General features: G+C 63.9%; 19 protein-coding genes. 13 read left to right on the forward strand and 6 right to left on the reverse strand.

Annotation, left to right across the window (positions count from 1 at the left end):
• Positions 1–165: 165 nt before the first annotated feature.
• Positions 166–867, reverse strand: coding sequence for an orotidine-5'-phosphate decarboxylase (gene pyrF, locus ACNFCJ_RS13745; protein WP_416771896.1), 702 nt, complete (start codon positions 865–867; stop codon positions 166–168).
• Between the two features lie 357 nt (positions 868–1,224).
• Between pyrF and ACNFCJ_RS13750 the strand changes: the two genes are divergently transcribed.
• The 4 genes from ACNFCJ_RS13750 (at position 1,225) to ACNFCJ_RS13765 (ending at position 4,441) form a co-directional block, all read left to right on the forward strand.
• Entirely contained in the window at positions 1,225–2,619 is a 1,395-nt protein-coding gene (locus tag ACNFCJ_RS13750; RefSeq protein WP_416771897.1) for an ethanolamine ammonia-lyase subunit EutB, read from the forward strand.
• Positions 2,619–3,386: an ethanolamine ammonia-lyase subunit EutC gene (gene eutC / locus ACNFCJ_RS13755; RefSeq protein WP_416771898.1), complete on the forward strand. Its 768-nt coding sequence runs from the start codon at positions 2,619–2,621 to the stop codon at positions 3,384–3,386. Before ACNFCJ_RS13750 ends, eutC begins: the two co-directional genes overlap by 1 nt.
• Before the next feature lie 55 nt (positions 3,387–3,441).
• Positions 3,442–3,615 carry a DUF2897 family protein gene (locus ACNFCJ_RS13760; protein WP_081648502.1) on the forward strand — a complete coding sequence of 58 codons (174 nt, stop codon included), beginning with the start codon at positions 3,442–3,444 and terminating at the stop codon, positions 3,613–3,615.
• 67 nt (positions 3,616–3,682) lie between these two features.
• Positions 3,683–4,441, forward strand: coding sequence for a CPBP family intramembrane glutamic endopeptidase (locus ACNFCJ_RS13765; protein WP_416771901.1), 759 nt, complete (start codon positions 3,683–3,685; stop codon positions 4,439–4,441).
• On the opposite strand, the gene ACNFCJ_RS13770 is transcribed toward ACNFCJ_RS13765, so the two are convergent.
• The 3 genes from ACNFCJ_RS13770 to ACNFCJ_RS13780 form a co-directional block, all read right to left on the reverse strand.
• On the reverse strand, positions 4,392–5,210 hold the full coding sequence (locus tag ACNFCJ_RS13770) for a substrate-binding periplasmic protein (protein ID WP_416771903.1): 819 nt from the start codon (positions 5,208–5,210) through the stop codon (positions 4,392–4,394). The two genes, ACNFCJ_RS13765 and ACNFCJ_RS13770, sit on opposite strands and share 50 nt — an antisense overlap.
• Before the next feature lie 75 nt (positions 5,211–5,285).
• Positions 5,286–6,071 (reverse strand): substrate-binding periplasmic protein, encoded by a 786-nt coding sequence (locus ACNFCJ_RS13775; RefSeq protein ID WP_416771905.1) that lies wholly within the window; start codon positions 6,069–6,071, stop codon positions 5,286–5,288.
• Positions 6,072–6,166: 95 nt separating this feature from the next.
• On the reverse strand, positions 6,167–6,790 hold the full coding sequence (locus ACNFCJ_RS13780) for a TetR/AcrR family transcriptional regulator (RefSeq protein ID WP_416771906.1): 624 nt from the start codon (positions 6,788–6,790) through the stop codon (positions 6,167–6,169).
• Between the two features lie 222 nt (positions 6,791–7,012).
• Here ACNFCJ_RS13780 and ACNFCJ_RS13785 point away from each other — a divergent pair, with 222 nt between their 5' ends.
• From ACNFCJ_RS13785 to ACNFCJ_RS13815, 7 genes are all read left to right on the forward strand, one after another.
• Complete coding sequence (locus ACNFCJ_RS13785) at positions 7,013–8,818, forward strand: acyclic terpene utilization AtuA family protein (protein ID WP_416771908.1); 1,806 nt, start codon at positions 7,013–7,015, stop codon at positions 8,816–8,818.
• A 40-nt stretch (positions 8,819–8,858) separates the two neighbouring features.
• Positions 8,859–9,728, forward strand: coding sequence for an SDR family oxidoreductase (locus ACNFCJ_RS13790; protein WP_416771910.1), 870 nt, complete (start codon positions 8,859–8,861; stop codon positions 9,726–9,728).
• Between the two features lie 4 nt (positions 9,729–9,732).
• Entirely contained in the window at positions 9,733–11,349 is a 1,617-nt protein-coding gene (atuC, locus tag ACNFCJ_RS13795) for a geranyl-CoA carboxylase subunit beta (RefSeq protein WP_416771912.1), read from the forward strand.
• An 81-nt stretch (positions 11,350–11,430) separates the two neighbouring features.
• Positions 11,431–12,591: a citronellyl-CoA dehydrogenase gene (gene atuD / locus ACNFCJ_RS13800; protein WP_343349946.1), complete on the forward strand. Its 1,161-nt coding sequence runs from the start codon at positions 11,431–11,433 to the stop codon at positions 12,589–12,591.
• A 54-nt stretch (positions 12,592–12,645) separates the two neighbouring features.
• The gene (atuE, locus tag ACNFCJ_RS13805; RefSeq protein WP_416771913.1) at positions 12,646–13,443 is read left to right on the forward strand and encodes an isohexenylglutaconyl-CoA hydratase; all 798 of its coding nucleotides are present in this window, start codon (positions 12,646–12,648) and stop codon (positions 13,441–13,443) included.
• Positions 13,444–13,603: 160 nt separating this feature from the next.
• Positions 13,604–15,592, forward strand: coding sequence for an acetyl/propionyl/methylcrotonyl-CoA carboxylase subunit alpha (locus tag ACNFCJ_RS13810; RefSeq protein WP_416771915.1), 1,989 nt, complete (start codon positions 13,604–13,606; stop codon positions 15,590–15,592).
• An 88-nt stretch (positions 15,593–15,680) separates the two neighbouring features.
• Positions 15,681–16,505 (forward strand): SDR family oxidoreductase, encoded by an 825-nt coding sequence (locus ACNFCJ_RS13815; RefSeq protein ID WP_416771917.1) that lies wholly within the window; start codon positions 15,681–15,683, stop codon positions 16,503–16,505.
• Between the two features lie 119 nt (positions 16,506–16,624).
• Here ACNFCJ_RS13815 and prmB read toward each other — a convergent pair whose 3' ends face one another.
• The gene (prmB, locus tag ACNFCJ_RS13820; protein ID WP_343349942.1) at positions 16,625–17,545 is read right to left on the reverse strand and encodes a 50S ribosomal protein L3 N(5)-glutamine methyltransferase; all 921 of its coding nucleotides are present in this window, start codon (positions 17,543–17,545) and stop codon (positions 16,625–16,627) included.
• A gap of 78 nt (positions 17,546–17,623) precedes the next feature.
• Positions 17,624–17,752, reverse strand: a complete 129-nt coding sequence (locus tag ACNFCJ_RS13825) for a hypothetical protein (protein WP_343349941.1) — start codon at positions 17,750–17,752, stop codon at positions 17,624–17,626.
• Between the two features lie 155 nt (positions 17,753–17,907).
• Between ACNFCJ_RS13825 and ACNFCJ_RS13830 the strand changes: the two genes are divergently transcribed.
• Together ACNFCJ_RS13830 and ACNFCJ_RS13835 are read left to right on the forward strand one after the other, a co-directional pair.
• On the forward strand, positions 17,908–18,504 hold the full coding sequence (locus tag ACNFCJ_RS13830; protein WP_143506302.1) for a cysteine hydrolase family protein: 597 nt from the start codon (positions 17,908–17,910) through the stop codon (positions 18,502–18,504).
• Positions 18,505–18,585: 81 nt separating this feature from the next.
• Positions 18,586–18,906 (forward strand): hypothetical protein, encoded by a 321-nt coding sequence (locus ACNFCJ_RS13835; RefSeq protein WP_143506301.1) that lies wholly within the window; start codon positions 18,586–18,588, stop codon positions 18,904–18,906.
• Positions 18,907–19,007: the final 101 nt, after the last annotated feature.

Genomic DNA, 19,007 nt, shown 5'->3' on the forward strand with positions numbered 1-19,007 from the left:
GCCGCGGGCAGAGCAGCACTATCAGACTCTGGAGTGGTGAGTCATGCAGGGCGCTGATGACGACTCCAGCAGCGCGTTACCGCGATCAGCGGATAGCCCGGATGAAATCCGGGACAGATAGGACGGCATGACAGACCGCCCCGGATTTCATCCGGGCTACAGGGCTCAGCCCTGCAGTTCGGCAACAACCGCAGCCAGCGCCTGCGCCGGATCGGCAGCCTGGCTGATCGGACGGCCGATCACCAGGTAATCGGAGCCGGCATCCAGCGCCTGACGTGGGGTGAGGATGCGTTTTTGGTCATCGGCACTGCTGCCAGCAGGACGAATGCCCGGCGTGACCAGTTGCAGACGCGGCTGCGCGACCTTCAGCGCCTGCGCCTCCTGCGCCGAGCAGACCAGACCATCGAGCCCGGCTTCAGCAGCCAGGCCGGCCAGGCGCAGTACCTGCTCCTGCGGCGGCACGTCCAGGCCGATGCCGGCCAGGTCCTGCTGCTCCATGCTGGTCAGCACCGTCACGCCGATCAGCAGCGGCTCGGCGCCAGCGAGCTTGTCCAGTTCGTTACGGCAGGCCGCCATCATGCGCAGACCGCCGGAGCAATGCACATTGACCATCCACACGCCTAGCTCCGCAGCAGCCTTGACCGCCATCGCAGTGGTGTTGGGGATGTCGTGGAATTTCAGATCGAGGAACAGCTCGAAGCCCTTGGCCTGCAACGCCTCGACCACTTGCGGACCACTGAGGGTGAACAGCTCCTTGCCAACCTTGACCCGGCACAACGCCGGATCGAGCTGGTCGGCCAGCGCCAGAGCGGCATCACGGCTGGGAAAGTCGAGGGCGACGATGATCGGAGTTTGGCAGGCGGGCATGGGCGGGTCTCGAACAGGATAAAAACGCGGCGCATTGTAGCGCAAAGCATCCTGTCACTGGTCGCGGCTAAAGCCCCTACCGCATGCAGAGCGGCAGCCTGAATAAAAACTGGTCTAGCGGCCATCCAGCTGCCAACCACCTTCTGCCATCGGAAATTCGGCATTCGAATTGCGGTTGCCATCATTTAACAGGCATCGCGCGACGCGCGCCAGAGCGGTGCACCCACACTGCTACTGCACTCTTTTCACTCGTCCGATCCGACCGGCATCCAGGTAAAGGCGGCGGCTGGTCAGCACTCAGGCCTCTGGCATGAGCACTGCACGGTAAGCACATCCTCTCTGCAACGGGTTGCAGCCATGCCTTATCAAACCACCATCGGCAGCCTGGTCTACCGCTTCGCCGACCTCAAGACGTTGCTGGCCAAGGCCAGCCCGGCGCGCTCCGGCGACTACCTGGCGGGGCTGGCTGCTGCTACCTACGAAGAACGCATGGCGGCCAAGCTGGCGCTGGCTGAGGTGCCGCTCAAGCGTTTCCTCGACGAGGCGCTGATTCCTTACGAAGACGACGAAGTTACCCGCCTGATTATCGACCGCCATGACGCCGCGGCCTTCGCCCCGATCAGCCACCTGACCGTGGGTGATCTGCGCGACTGGCTGCTACTGGAAAAGACCGACAGCGCGCGCCTGGCGGCCGTGGCCGCTGGACTGACACCAGAGATGGTCGCCGCGGTGAGCAAACTGATGCGCAATCAGGATCTGATCCTAGTGGCGCGCAAATGCCAGGTGATCACCAGTTTTCGCAATACCCTGGGCCTGCCCGGCCATCTGGCCGTGCGCCTGCAACCCAACCACCCTACCGACGATGTGCGTGGTATCGCTGCCAGCATGCTCGACGGTCTGCTCTATGGCTCCGGCGATGCCACGGTCGGTATCAACCCGGCCAGCGATTCGCTGCCAACACTGATGCGCCTGTGGCAGATGATGGACGAGGTGCGCCAGCACTTCGAAATTCCCATGCAGAGCTGCGTGCTGACCCACGTCACCACACAGATCCAGGCCATCGAGGCCGGCGCGCCGATAGACCTGGTGTTTCAGTCCATCGCCGGCACCGAGGCCACCAACGCCGGCTTCGGCGTATCCCTGGCGATCCTGCGCGAGGCCCACGAGGCCGCACTGTCGCTAGGGCGCGGCAACCTGGGCGACAACGTCATGTATTTCGAAACCGGCCAGGGCAGCGCGCTGTCGGCCGGCGGCCACCATGGCGTCGACCAGCAGACCTGTGAGGTCCGCGCCTATGCCGTCGCTCGAGAATTCCGTCCACTGCTGGTCAATACCGTGGTCGGTTTCATCGGCCCAGAATATCTCTACGACGGCAAGCAGATCATCCGCGCAGGCCTGGAGGATCACTTCTGCGCCAAGCTACTTGGCCTGCCGATGGGCTGCGACGTCTGCTACACCAACCATGCAGAAGCCGATCAGGACGATATGGACAGCCTGCTCACCCTGCTCGGTGCAGCCGGTATCAACTTCATAATGGGCATCCCGGGTGCCGACGACATCATGCTCAACTACCAGAGCACCTCGTTCCACGACGCGCTTTACCTGCGCAACGTGCTGGGCCTGAAACGCGCACCGGAGTTCGACGCCTGGCTGGCGCGCATGGCCATTACCGAACCCAGCGGCCGCCTGCGTGAGATCGGTAGCGGCCATCATCTGCTCAAGCAGTTGCCACAGATTTCCGGAGCGGCCTGATGAAACAGATCGACTTGATCCAGCACAACCCCTGGGACGAACTGCGCACGCATACCTCGGCCCGTATCGCGCTCGGCCGCGTCGGCTGCAGCCTACCCACCCGCGAGGTGCTGAAGTTCGGTCTGGCCCATGCCCAGGCGCGCGATGCGGTGCATCGTCCGCTGGACTTCAGCGAGCTCAAGCACCAGTTGCATGCGGCGGGCTTTCGCACCTTGAAAGTACGCAGCAACGCCGAAGACCGGCAGACCTACCTGCTGCGCCCCGATCACGGCCGCCACTTGCACGGCGACTGCCAGGTGCAACTGCAGCACGAACTGCCGGCGCCTGAAATCGCCATCGTCCTCGCCGACGGTTTGTCGGCCGTTGCCGTCCAGCGCCATGCCCTGCCGCTGTTGCAAGCCCTGTGCGAGCGTTTTGATACCGATTGGGCCAACACCCCGGTGGTGCTAGCCGAACAGGGGCGCGTGGCGATTGGCGACGGCATCGGTGAAGCCCTGCGCGCACGTCTGGTGATCGTCATGATCGGTGAGCGCCCTGGGCTGACCTCGCCGGACAGCCTCGGCCTATACCTGACCCATGCGCCGCGGGTGGGCTGCCCGGACAGCGCGCGTAACTGCATCTCCAACGTGCGTCCCGAGGGCCTGCCTTACGAACTGGCGGCGCACAAACTCGACTACCTGACGCGCCAGGCGCTGCGCCTGCAACTGAGTGGCGTGCAGCTCAAGGACGAGAGCACCCTGCAGCCGGTGGCGCTACAGGCCGACTGACAAGTCCCGGCATGCGGGTTATGGTGAAGGCTCCATTCCCCCGTGAGGACTCGTCATGCCCTGGTACGTCTGGCTATTGCTGGTGCTGGTATTCGGCTCGGTGATCGGTAGCCTGCTGATACTGCGCAGCAGCGCCAAGAAGATGCGCCTGAGCGAGGATCAGCTCGAACGCATGCGTAAACGCGCCATCGAGCAGGAAGCCAAGGACGCCCGCGAGCGCCAGCGCTAGGCACCTCCGCTCTCCTCGCCCGCAGAGACAGGCTGCTAGACTGCGCGCCTTCCAAGGAGAAGGTGCCATGCCCCTGCATCTGCGCTTGCTGTTTCCTGCCCTCACCCTCGCCCTGGGCACGGGGCTGGGCTTCATCGACCCCATCGGGCTACTGTTGGGCAGTTTGTTCGTCCTACTCCTGCTGATAGGCAAACGGCATATGCCGAACTGGCTATGGCTGCCCCTGATATTGCTCGGTGGCATCGCCCTGGCGGCACATCTCGTACCGGGGTTCAGCCCCTGGCAACTGTGGCAACCGCGTCCCATCAGCCCGGACGCCGCGCCCTACGCGCTGCGCCTGTCCTGGGACAAACTGCTGCTGGGAACCTCCCTGCTCGCCTGGTGGCTGGGGCAACCGCGCAACCCCGTGAACTCGCTGAAAAATGCCTGGCTGGCGTGCATCGCCACCTTGCTGCTGGTGCCGCTGCTGGCCATGGCGCTGGGCCTGGTCGCCTGGCAACCCAAATGGCCACAGGGCCTGCTGCTGTGGCTGGCGGTCAATCTCGGCGTAGCGGTGCTGGCGGAAGAGTTGCTCTTTCGCGGTCTGCTGCAAAACGCCTTGATCAAGCGTCTGGGCATATGGCCTGGTTTGCTGTTGACGGCGGGTCTTTTCGGCGCAGCCCACCTGCCCTTCAGCACGCTATTTGCCGTGGTGGCGACCTGCGCAGGGCTGGGTTATGGGCTGGCCTTTCACTACAGCGGCCGCATTAGCCTGGCCATTGCCCTGCACGCAGCAGTCAATCTGCTGCATCTAGTGCTGTTGAGTTATCCGCTACGACTGGCATGACAGCTATACGGTAAGGCGAAAAGATGCGCTGCAATTCGCCTTTTACCCGTAGCCGCTCGAGCAAGGCGGCGAAGCGTTCAGGGCTTATCGGGGCGCCGGGACGGATCATCGCGTGATGACGGTAGACCTGATCGACCCCCTCCGAAATCAGCAGCTTGCGCGCATGCTCGCGATTACGCTCAACGAAGTCGTAAAGGTTGGAGCGGGTCACCAACGCCACATCCGCACGCCCGCGCACCACCATCAGCAGGTTGCTGTCGTGAGAGTGGCCGAGATTGGCATTGAAGGTGCGGGTAAGAAACTCCGGGTCACTGTTGAACTGGGCAAAGCCGTAGTGATAACCGCGGTAGAGCGCCAGACGTTTGCCTTCGAGCTGCTCGAAGTACTCCTGGCCGCGCCGCTCTTCCACTCTGGCGACGAATAACTCGGCGTCTTCCAGCCCCATGTCTACGGCCTCGGCGTCGATGTCCTGCCAACCCCACTGCGGATTCTCGAAAATCGCCATGTCGATACGCCCTCGTTGCAGGTCGCTAAAGCGACGCACAATGGCCGTGGGCAGCATGGTGAAATGGTATTCGGCCTGTTCTTGATTGAGCGCGTCGAGCAACTGCGGCAATAAGCCGCTCGACTCTTGCAGGTTGGATTTGATGACGTACGGAGGGAAGTGCGCACCGCCGACCTTGACGACCTCGGCAGCGTAGAGAGAACTGGCAAACAATAGACCCAAGGCAGCCCAACACTCATGAACCCAGCGCCGCGAATGCCGCATGTCGAATCCCCAAAAAATCCTTCTTCTAGTGTGGTGCAGCCTACTCCAGTCTCTCCTGACCGACTAGATGGATTTTCACTGCGCAGACACTTTGCCGCCTAATGTCAGACGATACCGTCCAAGTAGCCTGGATAGCTCGCCATTGGCTTGTAACTGACCGAGCAATTCCGCCACCTCGGCAGGACTCAAAGCCCCCTTCGGCCGCAGCAGAACCTGATGGTGATAGAGCTGGTCCAGGCGCTCGGATACCAGAAGCTCAGGCAGTATTTCCGGGTGTCGGGCCAGAAACGATTCCAGGTATGAACGCGTCACCACTGCGACATCGGCCCGTCGCGCCAGCAGTATGCGCACGTTGCTATCGTGGGAGTAGGTCAGCACCGCGTTGAAGGTGCGCGCAAGATAGTCAGGGTCGGCATCGAACCCAGCGAAGCCGTAGTGATAGCCGTTATAGAGCGCCATGCGCTTGTCGCTAAGGTCCTCGAAATACTCCTGGCCGCGCCCCCGCTCAGCCGCAGCAACATAAACTTCCGCATCATCGATATCCAACCCCAAGGCCAGGTATGAAGTGCCCTGCCACCCCCAACGGCTGGACTCGAAAAACATCAGATCGAAGCGGCCGCTCTCCAGGTCGCGGTAACGGCGGGTTGCCGAGGTCGGCACCAGGACGAAGCGATACCGCTGCTGCGCCGCGTTGAGCGCTTGCAGCAACTCGGGTACCAGACCTTGCGGGTGCTGCGATTCAGGTTTATCCAGGTAAGGCGGGAAGTGATAACCGCCGACACGCACCTCCTCGACCGCAACGGCAGCAGGCACATGCAGCAGCGCAAGACAGGACAACAGGCAGAAAGCTAGTGCGCGCAAACTCGACCTCTCGTCACGGATCACAACACGGGTACACCCCTGCGCCCGTGTTCGAGCCGAAAACCGGCAGTTGCTACTAGCCTAGCCGAAATCGCTCAAGCTTCCTTACAGACCAATGACAACGCTTCTTCGGCCAGTTGATCCAGGCTCATCGGTCCTTGCGAGCGGAACCAGGTGTTGGTCCAGCTCAGCGCTCCCGTGAGAAAACGCCGCTGAATGAAGGGGTCGCCCTTGAAATAACCGGCATCGCGCGCCTCGCCCAGCACGGCCAGCCAGATCTGCTCGTAGGTATCACGCAAGGCCAGCACCTGCGCCTGGCCGTCGTCTGATAGTGAACGCCATTCGTATACCAGCACGGCCATGGCCTCGCCGGTACCGCCCATGATCGACTGCAACTCGCAGCGGATCAGTGCCAGCAAGCGCTCGCGCGTGCCTTGCGCCTCTGCCAGCGCGGAGCGCATCAGTGCAGTGTTGTAAACGATGGTTTCCTCCATCACCGAGCGCAGAATTTCGTCCTTGCTCTTGAAGTGGTGAAAGATGCTGCCCGATTGGATGCCTATGGCGGCGGCCAGATCACGCACCGTGGTGCGCTCGTAACCCTTGCTGCGGAACAGGTGGGCAGCCATCTGCAGCAGCTTGCCGCGGGCACTGTCCGGATCGGTCACCTGGCCGCTATCGACCAGCTCCTGCATCACGGCCCGGGCTCTGTGTTCGTCCACGCTGACTTCTCCCCTGATTGCCCTGCTCGGCGATTGTTCTGATTAATTCTTCATGCTGCCGGCAAGTGCTTGTCTTGCTTGATGAAATGTATGCGGCGCCAGCTGACCAAGCAAGCGCTTGGGCGCATTTTTGGCCGAATTGTCGTCTTTCGCCACTTTTCAACCAAGCGCTTGCTTGGTAGTGTGGACTCACCTTCTCAAATGTGTGGCGGGCCAATTCCAATGACCAAAACCGTACGCATCGGCTGCGCCTCCGCTTTCTGGGGCGACACTTCCACAGCCGCCGCTCAACTGGTTCGCGGCGCCGAACTGGATTATCTGGTGTTCGACTACCTGGCCGAGATCACCATGTCGATCATGGCCGGCGCCCGCATGAAGAAGCCGGATGACGGCTACGCCCGCGACTTCGTCGAGGTGCTGGCGCCTCTGCTCGGCGAACTGGCAGCGAAGAAAACCCGCGTCATCAGTAACGCAGGCGGGGTCAACCCGATGGCCTGCGCTGCGGCCCTGAGCGCAGCCTGCGAACAGGCTGGGGTGAACCTGAAGATTGCCGTGCTGCACGGCGACAACCTGCAGCCCAAGCTTGGCGAGCTGGTCAAGGCCGGCACCCGCGAGATGTTCACCGGCGCCGCATTGCCGCCCTTCTGCGTGTCGGTCAACGCCTACCTGGGCGCGCCGGGCATCGTCGGCGCGCTGGAACAGGGGGCCGATATCGTCATCACTGGCCGCGTGGTCGACAGCGCGGTGGTCAGCGCCGCTCTGGTGCACGAGTTCGGCTGGGCCTGGAACGACTACGACAAGCTGGCCCAGGCCGCGCTGGCCGGGCACATCATCGAATGCGGCGCGCAGTGCACCGGTGGCAACTTCACCGACTGGCGCGACGTACCGGATTACGAGCACATCGGTTTCCCCATCGTCGAAGTCGAGGACGATGGCCGTTTCGTCGTGACCAAGCCGGAGGGTTCCGGCGGCTTGGTCACGCCTTTTACCGTTGGCGAGCAGATGCTCTACGAGATCGGCGATCCGCGCGCTTATCTGCTGCCGGACGTGATCTGCGACTTCACCCTGGTCGAGCTGAGCCAGGTCGGCGACAACCGCGTACAGCTGCAGGGCGCGCGCGGTCTGCCGCCCACCGATCAGTACAAGGTCAGCGCCACCCACCCGGACGGTTTCCGCTGCACCGCCAGCTTCCTGCTGGCTGGCATCGATGCGGTGGCCAAGGCTGAGCGCGTTGCCGAGGCGATCATCAACAAGACCGAAGAGCTGTTCGCCGAGCGCGGCTGGGGCCGTTATCAGGAAGTCAGTGTTGAGCTGCTCGGCAGCGAAGCCACTTATGGCGCCCATGCCCATCGCACGTACAGCCGCGAAGTGGTGGTGAAGATCGCCGCACGCCATGCCAAGAAGGAGGCACTGATCCTGTTCTCCCGCGAGATCGCCCAAGCTGCCACCGGCATGGCGCCGGGTCTGACCGGCATCGTCGGTGGCCGCCCCACCGTCTACCCGGTGATCCGCCTGTTCAGCTTCCTGGTGGACAAGAGTGCCTGCGCCCTGAGCGTCGAAATCGACGGCGAGCGCCAGCCGGTCGCCCTGCCGCAGATCGATACCTTCGACCCTGCCCAACTCCGTGCGCCAGCCGCTCTGCCCGTACCGATGGGTGAAGCCGACGCTGCCGTGCCGCTGATCCGCCTGGCCGTCGCTCGCTCCGGCGACAAGGGCAATCACAGCAACATCGGCGTGATGGCCAGAAAACCCGAATACCTGGCATGGATCGCCGCTGCGTTGACGCCCGAAGCCGTGGCCAACTGGATGGTGCATACCCTGGACGCCGAACAGGGCCGCGTCAGCCGCTGGTACCTGCCGGGCAGCCACAGCCTCAACTTCCTGCTGGAAAACGCACTGGGCGGTGGTGGCGTCGCCAGCCTGCGCATCGACCCGCAGGGCAAGGCGTTCGCCCAGCAACTGCTGGAATTTCCGGTGCCGGTGCCCAAGGCACTGGCCGACAGCCTGAACACTGCAACCGTCTCGTAGCGCGCAACGCGCACCGCAATCACTCAGGACAACAACAACAATGAGCTACGACTCCGTATTCAAACCTGGCCTGTTCAATGAACAGACCATTCTGGTCACCGGCGGCGGTAGCGGCATCGGCCGCTGCGTGGCCCACGAGCTGGCCCACCTCGGCGCCCATGTGGTGCTGGTCGGGCGCAAACAGGAAAAGCTGGAAAAGACCTGCGCCGAGATCACCGAGGACGGCGGCAGCGCCAGCTTCCAGGTCTGCGATATCCGTGACGAAGACGCGGTAAAGGCCATGGTCGGTGCAGTGATCGAGCAACGCGGGCGCATCCACCAGCTTGTGAACAATGCAGGTGGCCAGTTCCCCGCGCCGCTGATCGGCATCAACCAGAAAGGCTTCGAGACCGTGGTGCGCACCAACCTGGTGGGCGGTTTTCTGGTGGCCAAGGAAGTCTTCCTGCAGAGCATGAGCAAGCACGGTGGCAGCATAGTCAACATGCTCGCCGACATGTGGGGCGGCATGCCCGGCATGGGCCACTCCGGCGCGGCGCGGGCCGGCATGGAGAACTTCACCAAGACCGCCGCCTACGAATGGGGCCACGCCGGCGTGCGGGTCAACGCCGTAGCGCCGGGCTGGATCGCCTCCAGCGGCATGGACACCTACCCCGAGTCGATGAAGAGCATGATCCGCAACCTCAAGGATCACGTGCCGCTGCAGCGCATCGGCAGCGAGTCCGAGGTGGCCGCGGCCATCGTCTTCCTGCTCAGCCCAGGCGCCAACTTCATCAGCGGCAACACCATCCGCATCGATGGCGCCGCCAGCCAGGGCACCCGTGCCTGGACGCTGGGCAAGGCGAAAAACAGCGAGCCCTACAACGGCTTCCATCGGGCCTACCTGCCCGATGTACTGAAAGATCAGGAGTAAGACGATGCCCGTGATCCAATCGGAAATCGATGTGCATGGCGAAGCCTTCGCGCAGAACCGCGAAGCCATGCTGGCGGCCATCGCGACCTTCCGCGACGTGGAACAGAAGGTGCTGGACACGGCGCAGGAGGCCAAGGTCAAGTTCGACAAGCGCGGCCAGTTGCTGCCGCGTGAGCGCATCAACCTGCTGCTCGATGCCGGCGCGCCCTTTCTCGAACTGGCCTCGCTGGCCGGCTACAAGCTGCACGACGACAAGGACGGCAGCCAGGCCGGCGGCGGCCTGATCGCCGGTATCGGCTACATCGCCGGCGTGCGTTGCCTGGTGATCGCCAACAACAGCGCGATCAAGGGCGGCACCATCTCCCCCACGGGCCTGAAGAAATCCCTGCGCCTGCAGCAGATTGCCTTCGAGAACAAGCTGCCGGTAGTGACCCTGGCCGAGAGCGGCGGCGCCAACCTCAACTACGCCGCCGACATCTTCGTCGAAGGTGCGCGCGGCTTCGCCAACCAGGCGCGCATGTCCGCCATGGGCCTGCCGCAGATCACCGTGGTGCATGGCTCCAGCACCGCTGGCGGGGCCTACCAGCCCGGCCTGTCGGACTACGTGGTGGTGGTGCGCGGCAAGGCCAAGATGTTCCTCGCCGGCCCGCCCCTGCTCAAGGCCGCCACCGGCGAGATCGCCACCGACGAGCAACTCGGCGGCGCCGAGATGCACGCTCAGGTCGCCGGCACCGCCGAGTACCTGGCCGAGAACGACGCCGACGGCGTGCGCCTGGCACGCGAGATTCTCGCCATGCTGCCGTGGAACCAGCAGTTGCCGGCACGTCCGGTAAAAAGCTGGCGCAAACCGCTGTACCCGGCCGAGGAACTGCTCGGCCTGGTGCCGGCCGACGCCAAGAAGCCCTACGACGTGCGCGAGATCATCGCGCGCATCGCCGATGGCTCGGAGTTCCTCGACTTCAAGAACGAGTTCGATAGCCAGACCGTCTGCGGCCACCTGCAGATAGAAGGCCAGGCCTGCGGCTTCATCGGTAACAACGGCCCGATCACCCCACAGGGCGCGGCCAAGGCGGCACAGTTCATCCAGCTGTGCGAGCAGAGCAACACACCGATCCTGTTCTTCCACAACACCACCGGCTTCATGGTCGGGACGGAATCGGAACAAAACGGCGTGATCAAACACGGTTCGAAGATGATCCAGGCCGTGGCCAACGCCACCGTGCCCAAGCTCACCATCGTCGTTGGCGGCTCCTACGGCGCCGGCAACTACGCCATGTGCGGCCGTGGCCTCGACCCTCGCTTCATCTTTGCCTGGCCCAACAGCAAGACCGCCGTGATGGGCGGTGCCCAGGCCGGCAAGGTGCTGCGCATCGTCACCGAGGACAAGCACGCCAAGGAGGGCAAAGAGCCTGACCCGAAGATGCTCGACATGCTGGAAACCGTGACCGCACAGAAGCTCGACAGCCAGTCTACCGCGCTGTACGGCACCGCCAGCCTGTGGGATGACGGCCTGATCGACCCGCGTGACACCCGCAAGCTGCTGGGCTTTTTGCTGGACATCTGCGCCGAAGCCAACCTGCGGCCGTTGAAGAAGAGCAGTTTCGGCGTCGCGAGATTTTAAACGTAGGGCGGGTGAAACCCGCCAAGCATGTGGCGGGTTTCACCCGCCCTACAGACCCATTCGATACGGAGTACAACAACAATGATCTTCACTCAAGAGCACGAAGAACTCCGCCGTACCGTCCGCAACTTCGTCGACAAGGAAATCAACCCGCACGTCGATGAGTGGGAAAAGGAAGGCCGTTTCCCCATCCAAGAAATTTTCAAGAAGGCCGGCGAGCTGGGCCTGCTGGGCATCTCCAAACCGGAAAAATTCGGCGGCATGGGTCTGGACTACAGCTACTCCATCGTCGCCGCCGAAGAGTTCGGCACCATCCATTGCGGCGGCATCCCGATGTCCATCGGCGTGCAGACCGATATGTGTACCCCGGCCTTGGCGCGCTTCGGCTCCGATGAGCTGCGTGAAGAGTTCCTGCGTCCGGCCATCACAGGCGAGATGGTCGGCTGCATCGGCGTCTCCGAGGTCGGCGCCGGCTCCGACGTGGCGGGCCTGAAGACCACCGCCCGCAAGGACGGCGACGACTACGTGATCAACGGCAGCAAGATGTGGATCACCAACTCGCCGTCGGCCGACTTCATCTGCCTGCTGGCCAATACCAGTGACGACAAGCCGCACGTCAACAAGTCGCTGATCGTGGTGCCGATGAAGACGCCCGGCATCACCGTCAGCCCACACCTGGACAAGCTCGGCATGCGCAGCTCCGAGACCGCCCAGGTGTTCTTCGACAACGTGCGTGTGCCGCAGCGCTATCGCATCGGCCACGAAGGCGCCGGTTTCATGATGCAGATGCTGCAGTTTCAGGAAGAGCGCCTGTTCGGCGCCGCCAACATGATCAAGGGCCTGGAGCACTGCGTCGACACTACCATCGACTACTGCAAGCAGCGCCACACCTTCGGCCAACCGCTGATCGACAACCAGGTCATCCACTTCCGCCTGGCCGAGCTGCAAACCGACATCGAGTGCCTGCGCGCACTGGTTTACCAGGCCACCGAGCAATACGTGAAGGGCCGCGACGTGACCAAGCTGGCGTCGATGGCCAAGCTCAAAGCCGGCCGCCTGGGCCGCGAAGTGTCCGACGCCTGCCTGCAGTACTGGGGCGGCATGGGCTTCATGTGGGACAACCCGGTGTCGCGCGCCTACCGCGACGTGCGCCTGGTCAGCATCGGCGGCGGCGCCGACGAAATCATGCTCGGCATCATCTGCAAGCTGATGGGCATCCTGCCAGGGAAAAAGAAAGGCTGACCTGCCACTCATCCCGTGCGGCGGGTTTCACCCGCCCTACACCGAGGCTATGCGATGAACGATCTGCCCCACTGCGAAACCCTGCTGCTGAATTACATCGGTGGCGTGCTGCACGTCACCCTCAACCGGCCGAACAGTCGCAACGCCATGAGCCTGGCCATGGTCAGCGAGCTGCGCGCCACCCTGGAGGCCGTGCGCCATGATCCGAACGTACGCGCCCTCGTTCTGCGCGGCGCCGGCGGCCACTTCTGCGCCGGCGGCGACATCAAGGACATGGCTGGCGCCCGCGCCAAAGGTGGGGACGCCTACCGCGAGCTGAACCGCGCCTTCGGTGCGCTGCTGGAAGAGGCCCAGGCCGCGCCGCAGGTGCTGGTTGCCGTGCTGGAAGGCGCCGTGCTGGGTGGCGGCTTCGGCCTGGCCTGCGTCTCCGACGTGGCCATCGCCGCCAGCGGCGCCAAGTTCGGCCTGCCGGAAACCACGCTGGGCATCCTCCCAGCGCAGATCGCTCCCTTCGTCGTGCACCGCATCGGCCTGACCCAGACCCGCCGCCTGGCCCTGACCGCCGCCCGCTTCGACGGCAGCGAGGCGCTGCGCCTGGGCCTGGTGCACTACTGCGAGCACGATGACGCAGCCCTGCAGCAGCGTCTGGACGAGACCCTGGAACAGATTCGCCAATGCGCGCCACAGGCCAACGCCCAGACCAAGGCCCTGCTGCTGGCTAGCGAACGTGAAGCACTCGGCCCGCTGCTCGACCGCGCTGCCGAGCAGTTCGCCGCCGCCGTGACCGGCACCGAAGGCGTCGAGGGCACCATGGCCTTCGTGCAGAAGCGCAAGCCGAAATGGGCACAGTAAAACTCCCCTCTCCCGCTTGCGGGAGAGGGGCTGGGGGAGAGGGTTTGGCCTTGCGCAGCCCCTCTCCCTAACCCTCTCCCCAAGGGGAGAGGGAATGAATTGACGTAACCCGGATGCCATCCGGAACAGACCATCCAGCTAGCACAGCAGGAGCACAGAGATGCCCGCATTCAACAAGATCCTGATCGCCAACCGCGGCGAGATCGCCTGCCGGGTGATGCGCACCGCCATCGAACTCGGCTACCGCACCGTGGCGGTGTACTCCGAGGCCGATGCCGACGCCCGCCACGTGCAGATCGCCGACGAAGCCGTGTGCATCGGCCCGGCGCAGGTCAACCAGTCTTACCTGCGCATCGACGCCATCATCGAAGCCGCGCGCAAGACCGGCGCCGACGCCATCCACCCCGGCTATGGCTTCCTCTCCGAGAACGCCGATTTCGCCCGCGCCTGTGAAGCAGCCGGCATCGTCTTTATCGGCCCGACCGTGGAAGCCATCCACCTGATGGGTAGCAAGCGCCTGTCCAAGATCGCCATGCTCGAAGCCGGCGTGCCCTGCATCCCCGGCTACGAAGGCGCCGCCCAGGATGACGACACCCTGGCCAGCGAAGCCGAACGTATCGGCTACCCGCTGATGATCAAGGCCAGCGCCGGTGGTGGTGGTCGCGGCATGCGGCAGGTAGCAGAGTCCGCCGAACTGCTGGGGCAGATCCGCACCGCCCGCTCGGAGGCGCAGAACGCCTTCGGCTCCGGTGAGCTGATCCTCGAACGCGCAGTGATCCGCCCACGCCACGTGGAGATTCAGGTGTTCGGCGACCAGCACGGCAATATCGTCTATCTCGGCGAGCGTGACTGCTCGGTGCAACGCCGCCACCAAAAGGTGGTCGAGGAAGCACCCTGCCCGGTGATGACGCCGGAGCTACGCAAAGCCATGGGTAAAGCGGCGGTCAAGGCTGCAGCTTCGGTCAACTACGTCGGCGCCGGCACCGTGGAATTTCTGCTCGACGCCAGCGGCGAATTCTTCTTCCTGGAAATGAACACACGCCTGCAGGTCGAGCACCCGGTGACCGAGCTGATCACCGGGCAGGATCTGGTGGCCTGGCAGATTCGCGTAGCCGAGGGCCAGCCCCTGCCGCTGCTGCAGGACGACATTCGCCTCACCGGCCATGCCATGGAAGTGCGCCTGTACGCCGAGGATTCGGCCGCCGGCTTCCTGCCGCAAACCGGCCAGGTGCTGCGTTGGGAGCCCGAGCTGCTGGCCGGTGTGCGCATCGATCACGGCCTGGTCGAGGGCCAGGCCGTCACGCCCTTCTACGATCCGATGCTGGCCAAGGTCATCGCCTACGGTGAAACCCGTGACGAAGCCCGGCGCAAGCTGGTACGCGCCGTCGAGCAGTGCGTGCTGCTCGGCGTCAACGGCAACCAGCGCTTCCTCGCCAACCTGCTCAAGAACCCGGAGTTCGCCGCTGGCAACGCCACCACGGCGTTCATCGCCGAGCACTTCGCGGATGACCCCAGCCTGCACCCTCATACCGCCAGCCTGGCCGAGCTGGCCATGGCTGCTGCCCTGCTCTACCAGGTCTCGGCCGATGCCCGTGCGCACCAACCTGGCCTGTCTGGCTGGCGCAGCGCCGGCAGTGCGCCCTGGCGTTTCGTTCTCAAGCAGGGCGAGCACAAGCACGCCGTGGAGCTGGACGTGCTCGCCAGCGGCGCCCAAGCGCACCTTTGCGTGCGTCGGGGCGAAGAACAGCTGTCCCTGCGCCTGCTGGCCAGCGACGGTCGCTGGCTGACCCTGGAATTGGACGGGGTGCGCCGCCGCCAGGCTTACCACATCGAAGGCGAACGCCTGCGGCTGTATGGTGAGCATGGCAACCTGGAATTAGTGGATGTCACCCACGAGCCGGCCGGCGGCCAGAACACCGCCAGCAGCGGCGCGGTGAAGGCACCGATGGATGGCGCCATCGTCGACGTACTGATCGCCGAGGGCGCCAGCGTGAGCAAGGGACAACTACTGGTGGTGCTGGAAGCGATGAAGATGGAGCACCCGCTCAAGGCTGGCGTCGACGGCATCGTTCGCCGCGTCGGCGTGAGCCAGGGCGACCAGGTGAAGAATCGCCAGTTGCTGGTGGAAATCGAAGCTGTAGGGGCCTGAAATATCGCTGTGGGAGGGGCTTTAGCCGCGACGGAAACTCACAATTAGAGTCCCTCCTCCCTCATAACAACAATACCGGAGCACGCCCATGTCACTTTCCGGCAAGACCCTGTTCATCACTGGCGCCAGCCGTGGCATCGGCCGCGAGATCGCCCTCAAGGCCGCCGCCGATGGCGCCAACATCGTCATTGCGGCCAAGAGCGCCGAGCCGCACCCAAAACTCGAAGGCACCATCTTCAGCGTCGCCGCCGAGGTCGAAGCCGCTGGCGGCAAGGCGCTGGCACTGCAGCTGGACGTGCGCGACGAACAGGCCGTGGCGGCGGCCATGGCCCAGGCCGCCGAGCATTTCGGCGGCATCGACGCCCTGGTTAACAACGCCGGGGCGATCAAGCTGGTGGGCGTGGAGAAACTCGAACCCAAGCGTTTCGACCTGATGTACCAGATCAACACCCGCGCGGTGATGGTCTGCAGCCAGGCGGCCCTGCCCTATCTCAAGCAAAGCGCGGGCGGGCACATCATCAGCCTCTCGCCGCCACTCAACCTAGACGCTAAATGGTTCGGCCAACACGGCCCCTACACCGTCACCAAGTACGGCATGAGCATGCTCACCCTGGGCATGAGTGAGGAGTTCAAGAAGTACGGCATCAGCGTCAACTCGCTGTGGCCGAAAACCATGATCGCCACCGCCGCCATCGAGTTCGAGCTAGGCAGCCGCGACGCCTTCAAGCGCGCGCGCACGCCGGCGATCATGGCCGACGCGGCCCACGCGATCCTGGCCAGCCAGGGCCGCAGCCTCACGGGGCGCCTGCTTATCGACGAGGACATCCTGCGCGAGCGGGGTGTCACCGATTTCGAGCAGTACCGCTTCGATCCCGCTGGCGGCAGCCTGGTGCCGGATCTGTTCGTCGATTGAGCACGGCTGGATACACCTCGCTGCCCTCTCCCATGCATGGGAGAGGGCTGGGGAGAGGGAATACCATTTCAACTTCGTAGCCCGGATCCGCAGGGTGCGCCGTCGTGCGCACCGGGGTATCAGCTCTCGATACGCGAGCGAAACAATTCCTGATGCTCGCGGCACTGCTTGGCCGCCAGCAGGAACACGCCGTGCCCGCCACGCTGGAAGTCGAGCCAGGTGAAGTCCACTTCCGGGTATAGCGCTTCGACATGCACCTGGCTGTTGCCCACCTCGACGATCAGCACACCACGCTCGGTGAGGTGGTCGGCCGCCTCAGCCAGCATGCGCCGTACCAGATCCAGACCGTCAGCGCCGCAGGCGAGGCCTATCTCCGGCTCGTGCTGGTATTCGGCAGGCATGTCGGCGAAATCTTCGGCGTCGACATAAGGCGGGTTGGAGACGATTAGGTCGAAACGCTGCCCGGGCAACCCGGCGAAACCGTCGCCCTGCACGCAGTAAACGCGCTGCTCCAGGCCGTGGCGCTCGATGTTGAGGTTGGCCACCTCCAGCGCGTCGAACGATAGATCGGCCAGCACTACTTCCGCTTCGAGGAATTCGTAGGCACAGGCGATACCGATGCAGCCGGAGCCGGTACACAGGTCGAGAATGCGCGCCGGTTCGGTCGGCAGCCAGGGAGCGAAATGACGGTCGATCAGCTCGGCAATCGGCGAGCGTGGCACCAGCACACGCTCATCAACCACGAAGGGCAAACCGCAGAACCAGGCCTCGCCCAGCAGGTAAGCAGTAGGAACACGTTCTTCGATTCGGCGCTGGAGCAACGCCTGCAAGTGGGCGTGCTCGTCGTCTTCCAGGCGGCAATCGAGGTAGGCGTCGGAGATTTCCCAGGGCAGGTGCAATGCGCCGAGCACCAGTTGGCGCGCCTCGTCCCAGGCGTTGTCGGTGCCGTGGCCGAAGAACAGTTGCTCGGCCTGAAAACGGCTGACGGCCCAGCGGATGTAATCACGCAGGGTGCGTAAACGGGTAGTGAGAGCGGTCACGGGCGGCCTCCGGATGAAAAGTGCGGAAGTTTAGCCCAGTGCAGGTAGCTAGCGCATGAACGTAGGATTAACGAGCGCTCACGAGCCTTTATGTTTCTTGCGTTCCGCATCCTCGTCGGGGCGGCGCAACTCGCGCAGCACTGCGGCCGATACGGCGATGGAGAACAAAAGCCAGAAATGCGGGGACAACTGCGACAAGAGCGACATGGCAACTCCTTTTGCGTACGACCCTGACTCCTTCGGGGCAGTTCCGATTCTGCTCTCGCAGCATGCCCTGAGCAAGTATTGGCGCAGATAGAGGTTCACAGACCGCTCTGGCCAGCGGACAATGGCAAATCATCACCATCAGCCAGGAGCCCGAGATGTCCCATCCGCAAACCATGTTCCAGCTCACCGGCCGTGGCCACGCAGCGGCCAGCCTGAGCAATGCGACCTTGCTGATCATCGATGCCCAGGAAGAATACCGCAGCGGCGTACTGGCACTTCCCGGCCTGGACCCGGCACTGGCGGAGATCGCCAGCCTGCTGGCAGCCGCCCGCGCCGCCGGCACCGACATCGTTCACGTCAAGCACCTTGGCATCCCGGGCGGCCTCCTCGACCCCAGCGGCCCACGCGGTCGTCATCTGCCGGAGGCAGCGCCACTGGCAGGCGAAATCGTGGTGGAAAAACGCCTGCCCAACGCCTTTGCCGGCACCGAGCTGCATGATCGCCTGCAGGCACTCGGCCACCTGGACCTGATCGTCTGCGGCTTCATGACCCACTCCAGCGTCAGCACCACCGTTCGCGCCGCCAAGGACTATGGCTACCGCTGCACTCTGGTCGATGCCGCCTGCGCTACCCGTGACCTGCCCGCACCGGATGGCAGCGTGATTGCCGCCGCCGAAGTGCACCGCATCGAGATGATCGCCTTGGGCGATAACTTCGCCACCCTGGTGCCGCACGCCAAGTCGCTGGTGTGAAAGCGGTAGCAGTCTTGCCTGTGCTGCGGAACCTGAGTGCGACCAGCCGGTCATACCGCCGATAAACCAAAGGAAATCGGAATGAAGCTGTCCGACGATTTCGATGCACGCCGCCTGCGCCCGCGCCAGCCGAGAAACTGGCGCCTGCGTATCGGAGCCGGCCTGGGCGCCCTGCTCGCCGCCTTCGGTATTCTCCTGGCGATGGCCGGCGTCGCCTCGCTGGCGGGTCGTGCGCCAGTGCTGGGCGCGCTCAACGACTCCGCCGGCGAGGCTATCGTCCTGCTGTTATTCGGTCTGTTCCTGTTGTGGGCCGGCATCGCATTCTGGCGTCGCTGCCGCAGACGCCTGCGTCGCCCCAGCGATTTGAGCCTATCGCCGTCGCTGATGAAAAAGCGCGACTGATCAGCCGAAAACACAGCGCGTGTAACTAGAATTGAAGATCGCCCGCAAGCGGGCTCCTACAAATTCGTCTTTCTACGCTTACACCGCTGGCATTTGGGTAA

The organism is Pseudomonas sp. NY15364, assembly GCF_048068235.1.
Classification (GTDB): domain Bacteria; phylum Pseudomonadota; class Gammaproteobacteria; order Pseudomonadales; family Pseudomonadaceae; genus Aquipseudomonas; species Aquipseudomonas mendocina_D.

Coding starts and splice junctions, on each gene's coding strand:
- pyrF (WP_416771896.1), bottom strand. CDS start 867: ATGCCCGCCTGCCAAACTCCGATCATCGTCGCCCTCGACTTTCCCAGC.
- ACNFCJ_RS13750 (WP_416771897.1), top strand. CDS start 1,225: ATGCCTTATCAAACCACCATCGGCAGCCTGGTCTACCGCTTCGCCGAC.
- eutC (WP_416771898.1), top strand. CDS start 2,619: ATGAAACAGATCGACTTGATCCAGCACAACCCCTGGGACGAACTGCGC.
- ACNFCJ_RS13760 (WP_081648502.1), top strand. CDS start 3,442: ATGCCCTGGTACGTCTGGCTATTGCTGGTGCTGGTATTCGGCTCGGTG.
- ACNFCJ_RS13765 (WP_416771901.1), top strand. CDS start 3,683: ATGCCCCTGCATCTGCGCTTGCTGTTTCCTGCCCTCACCCTCGCCCTG.
- ACNFCJ_RS13770 (WP_416771903.1), bottom strand. CDS start 5,210: ATGCGGCATTCGCGGCGCTGGGTTCATGAGTGTTGGGCTGCCTTGGGT.
- ACNFCJ_RS13785 (WP_416771908.1), top strand. CDS start 7,013: ATGACCAAAACCGTACGCATCGGCTGCGCCTCCGCTTTCTGGGGCGAC.
- ACNFCJ_RS13790 (WP_416771910.1), top strand. CDS start 8,859: ATGAGCTACGACTCCGTATTCAAACCTGGCCTGTTCAATGAACAGACC.
- atuC (WP_416771912.1), top strand. CDS start 9,733: ATGCCCGTGATCCAATCGGAAATCGATGTGCATGGCGAAGCCTTCGCG.
- atuD (WP_343349946.1), top strand. CDS start 11,431: ATGATCTTCACTCAAGAGCACGAAGAACTCCGCCGTACCGTCCGCAAC.
- atuE (WP_416771913.1), top strand. CDS start 12,646: ATGAACGATCTGCCCCACTGCGAAACCCTGCTGCTGAATTACATCGGT.
- ACNFCJ_RS13810 (WP_416771915.1), top strand. CDS start 13,604: ATGCCCGCATTCAACAAGATCCTGATCGCCAACCGCGGCGAGATCGCC.
- ACNFCJ_RS13815 (WP_416771917.1), top strand. CDS start 15,681: ATGTCACTTTCCGGCAAGACCCTGTTCATCACTGGCGCCAGCCGTGGC.
- ACNFCJ_RS13825 (WP_343349941.1), bottom strand. CDS start 17,752: ATGTCGCTCTTGTCGCAGTTGTCCCCGCATTTCTGGCTTTTGTTCTCC.
- ACNFCJ_RS13830 (WP_143506302.1), top strand. CDS start 17,908: ATGTCCCATCCGCAAACCATGTTCCAGCTCACCGGCCGTGGCCACGCA.
- ACNFCJ_RS13835 (WP_143506301.1), top strand. CDS start 18,586: ATGAAGCTGTCCGACGATTTCGATGCACGCCGCCTGCGCCCGCGCCAG.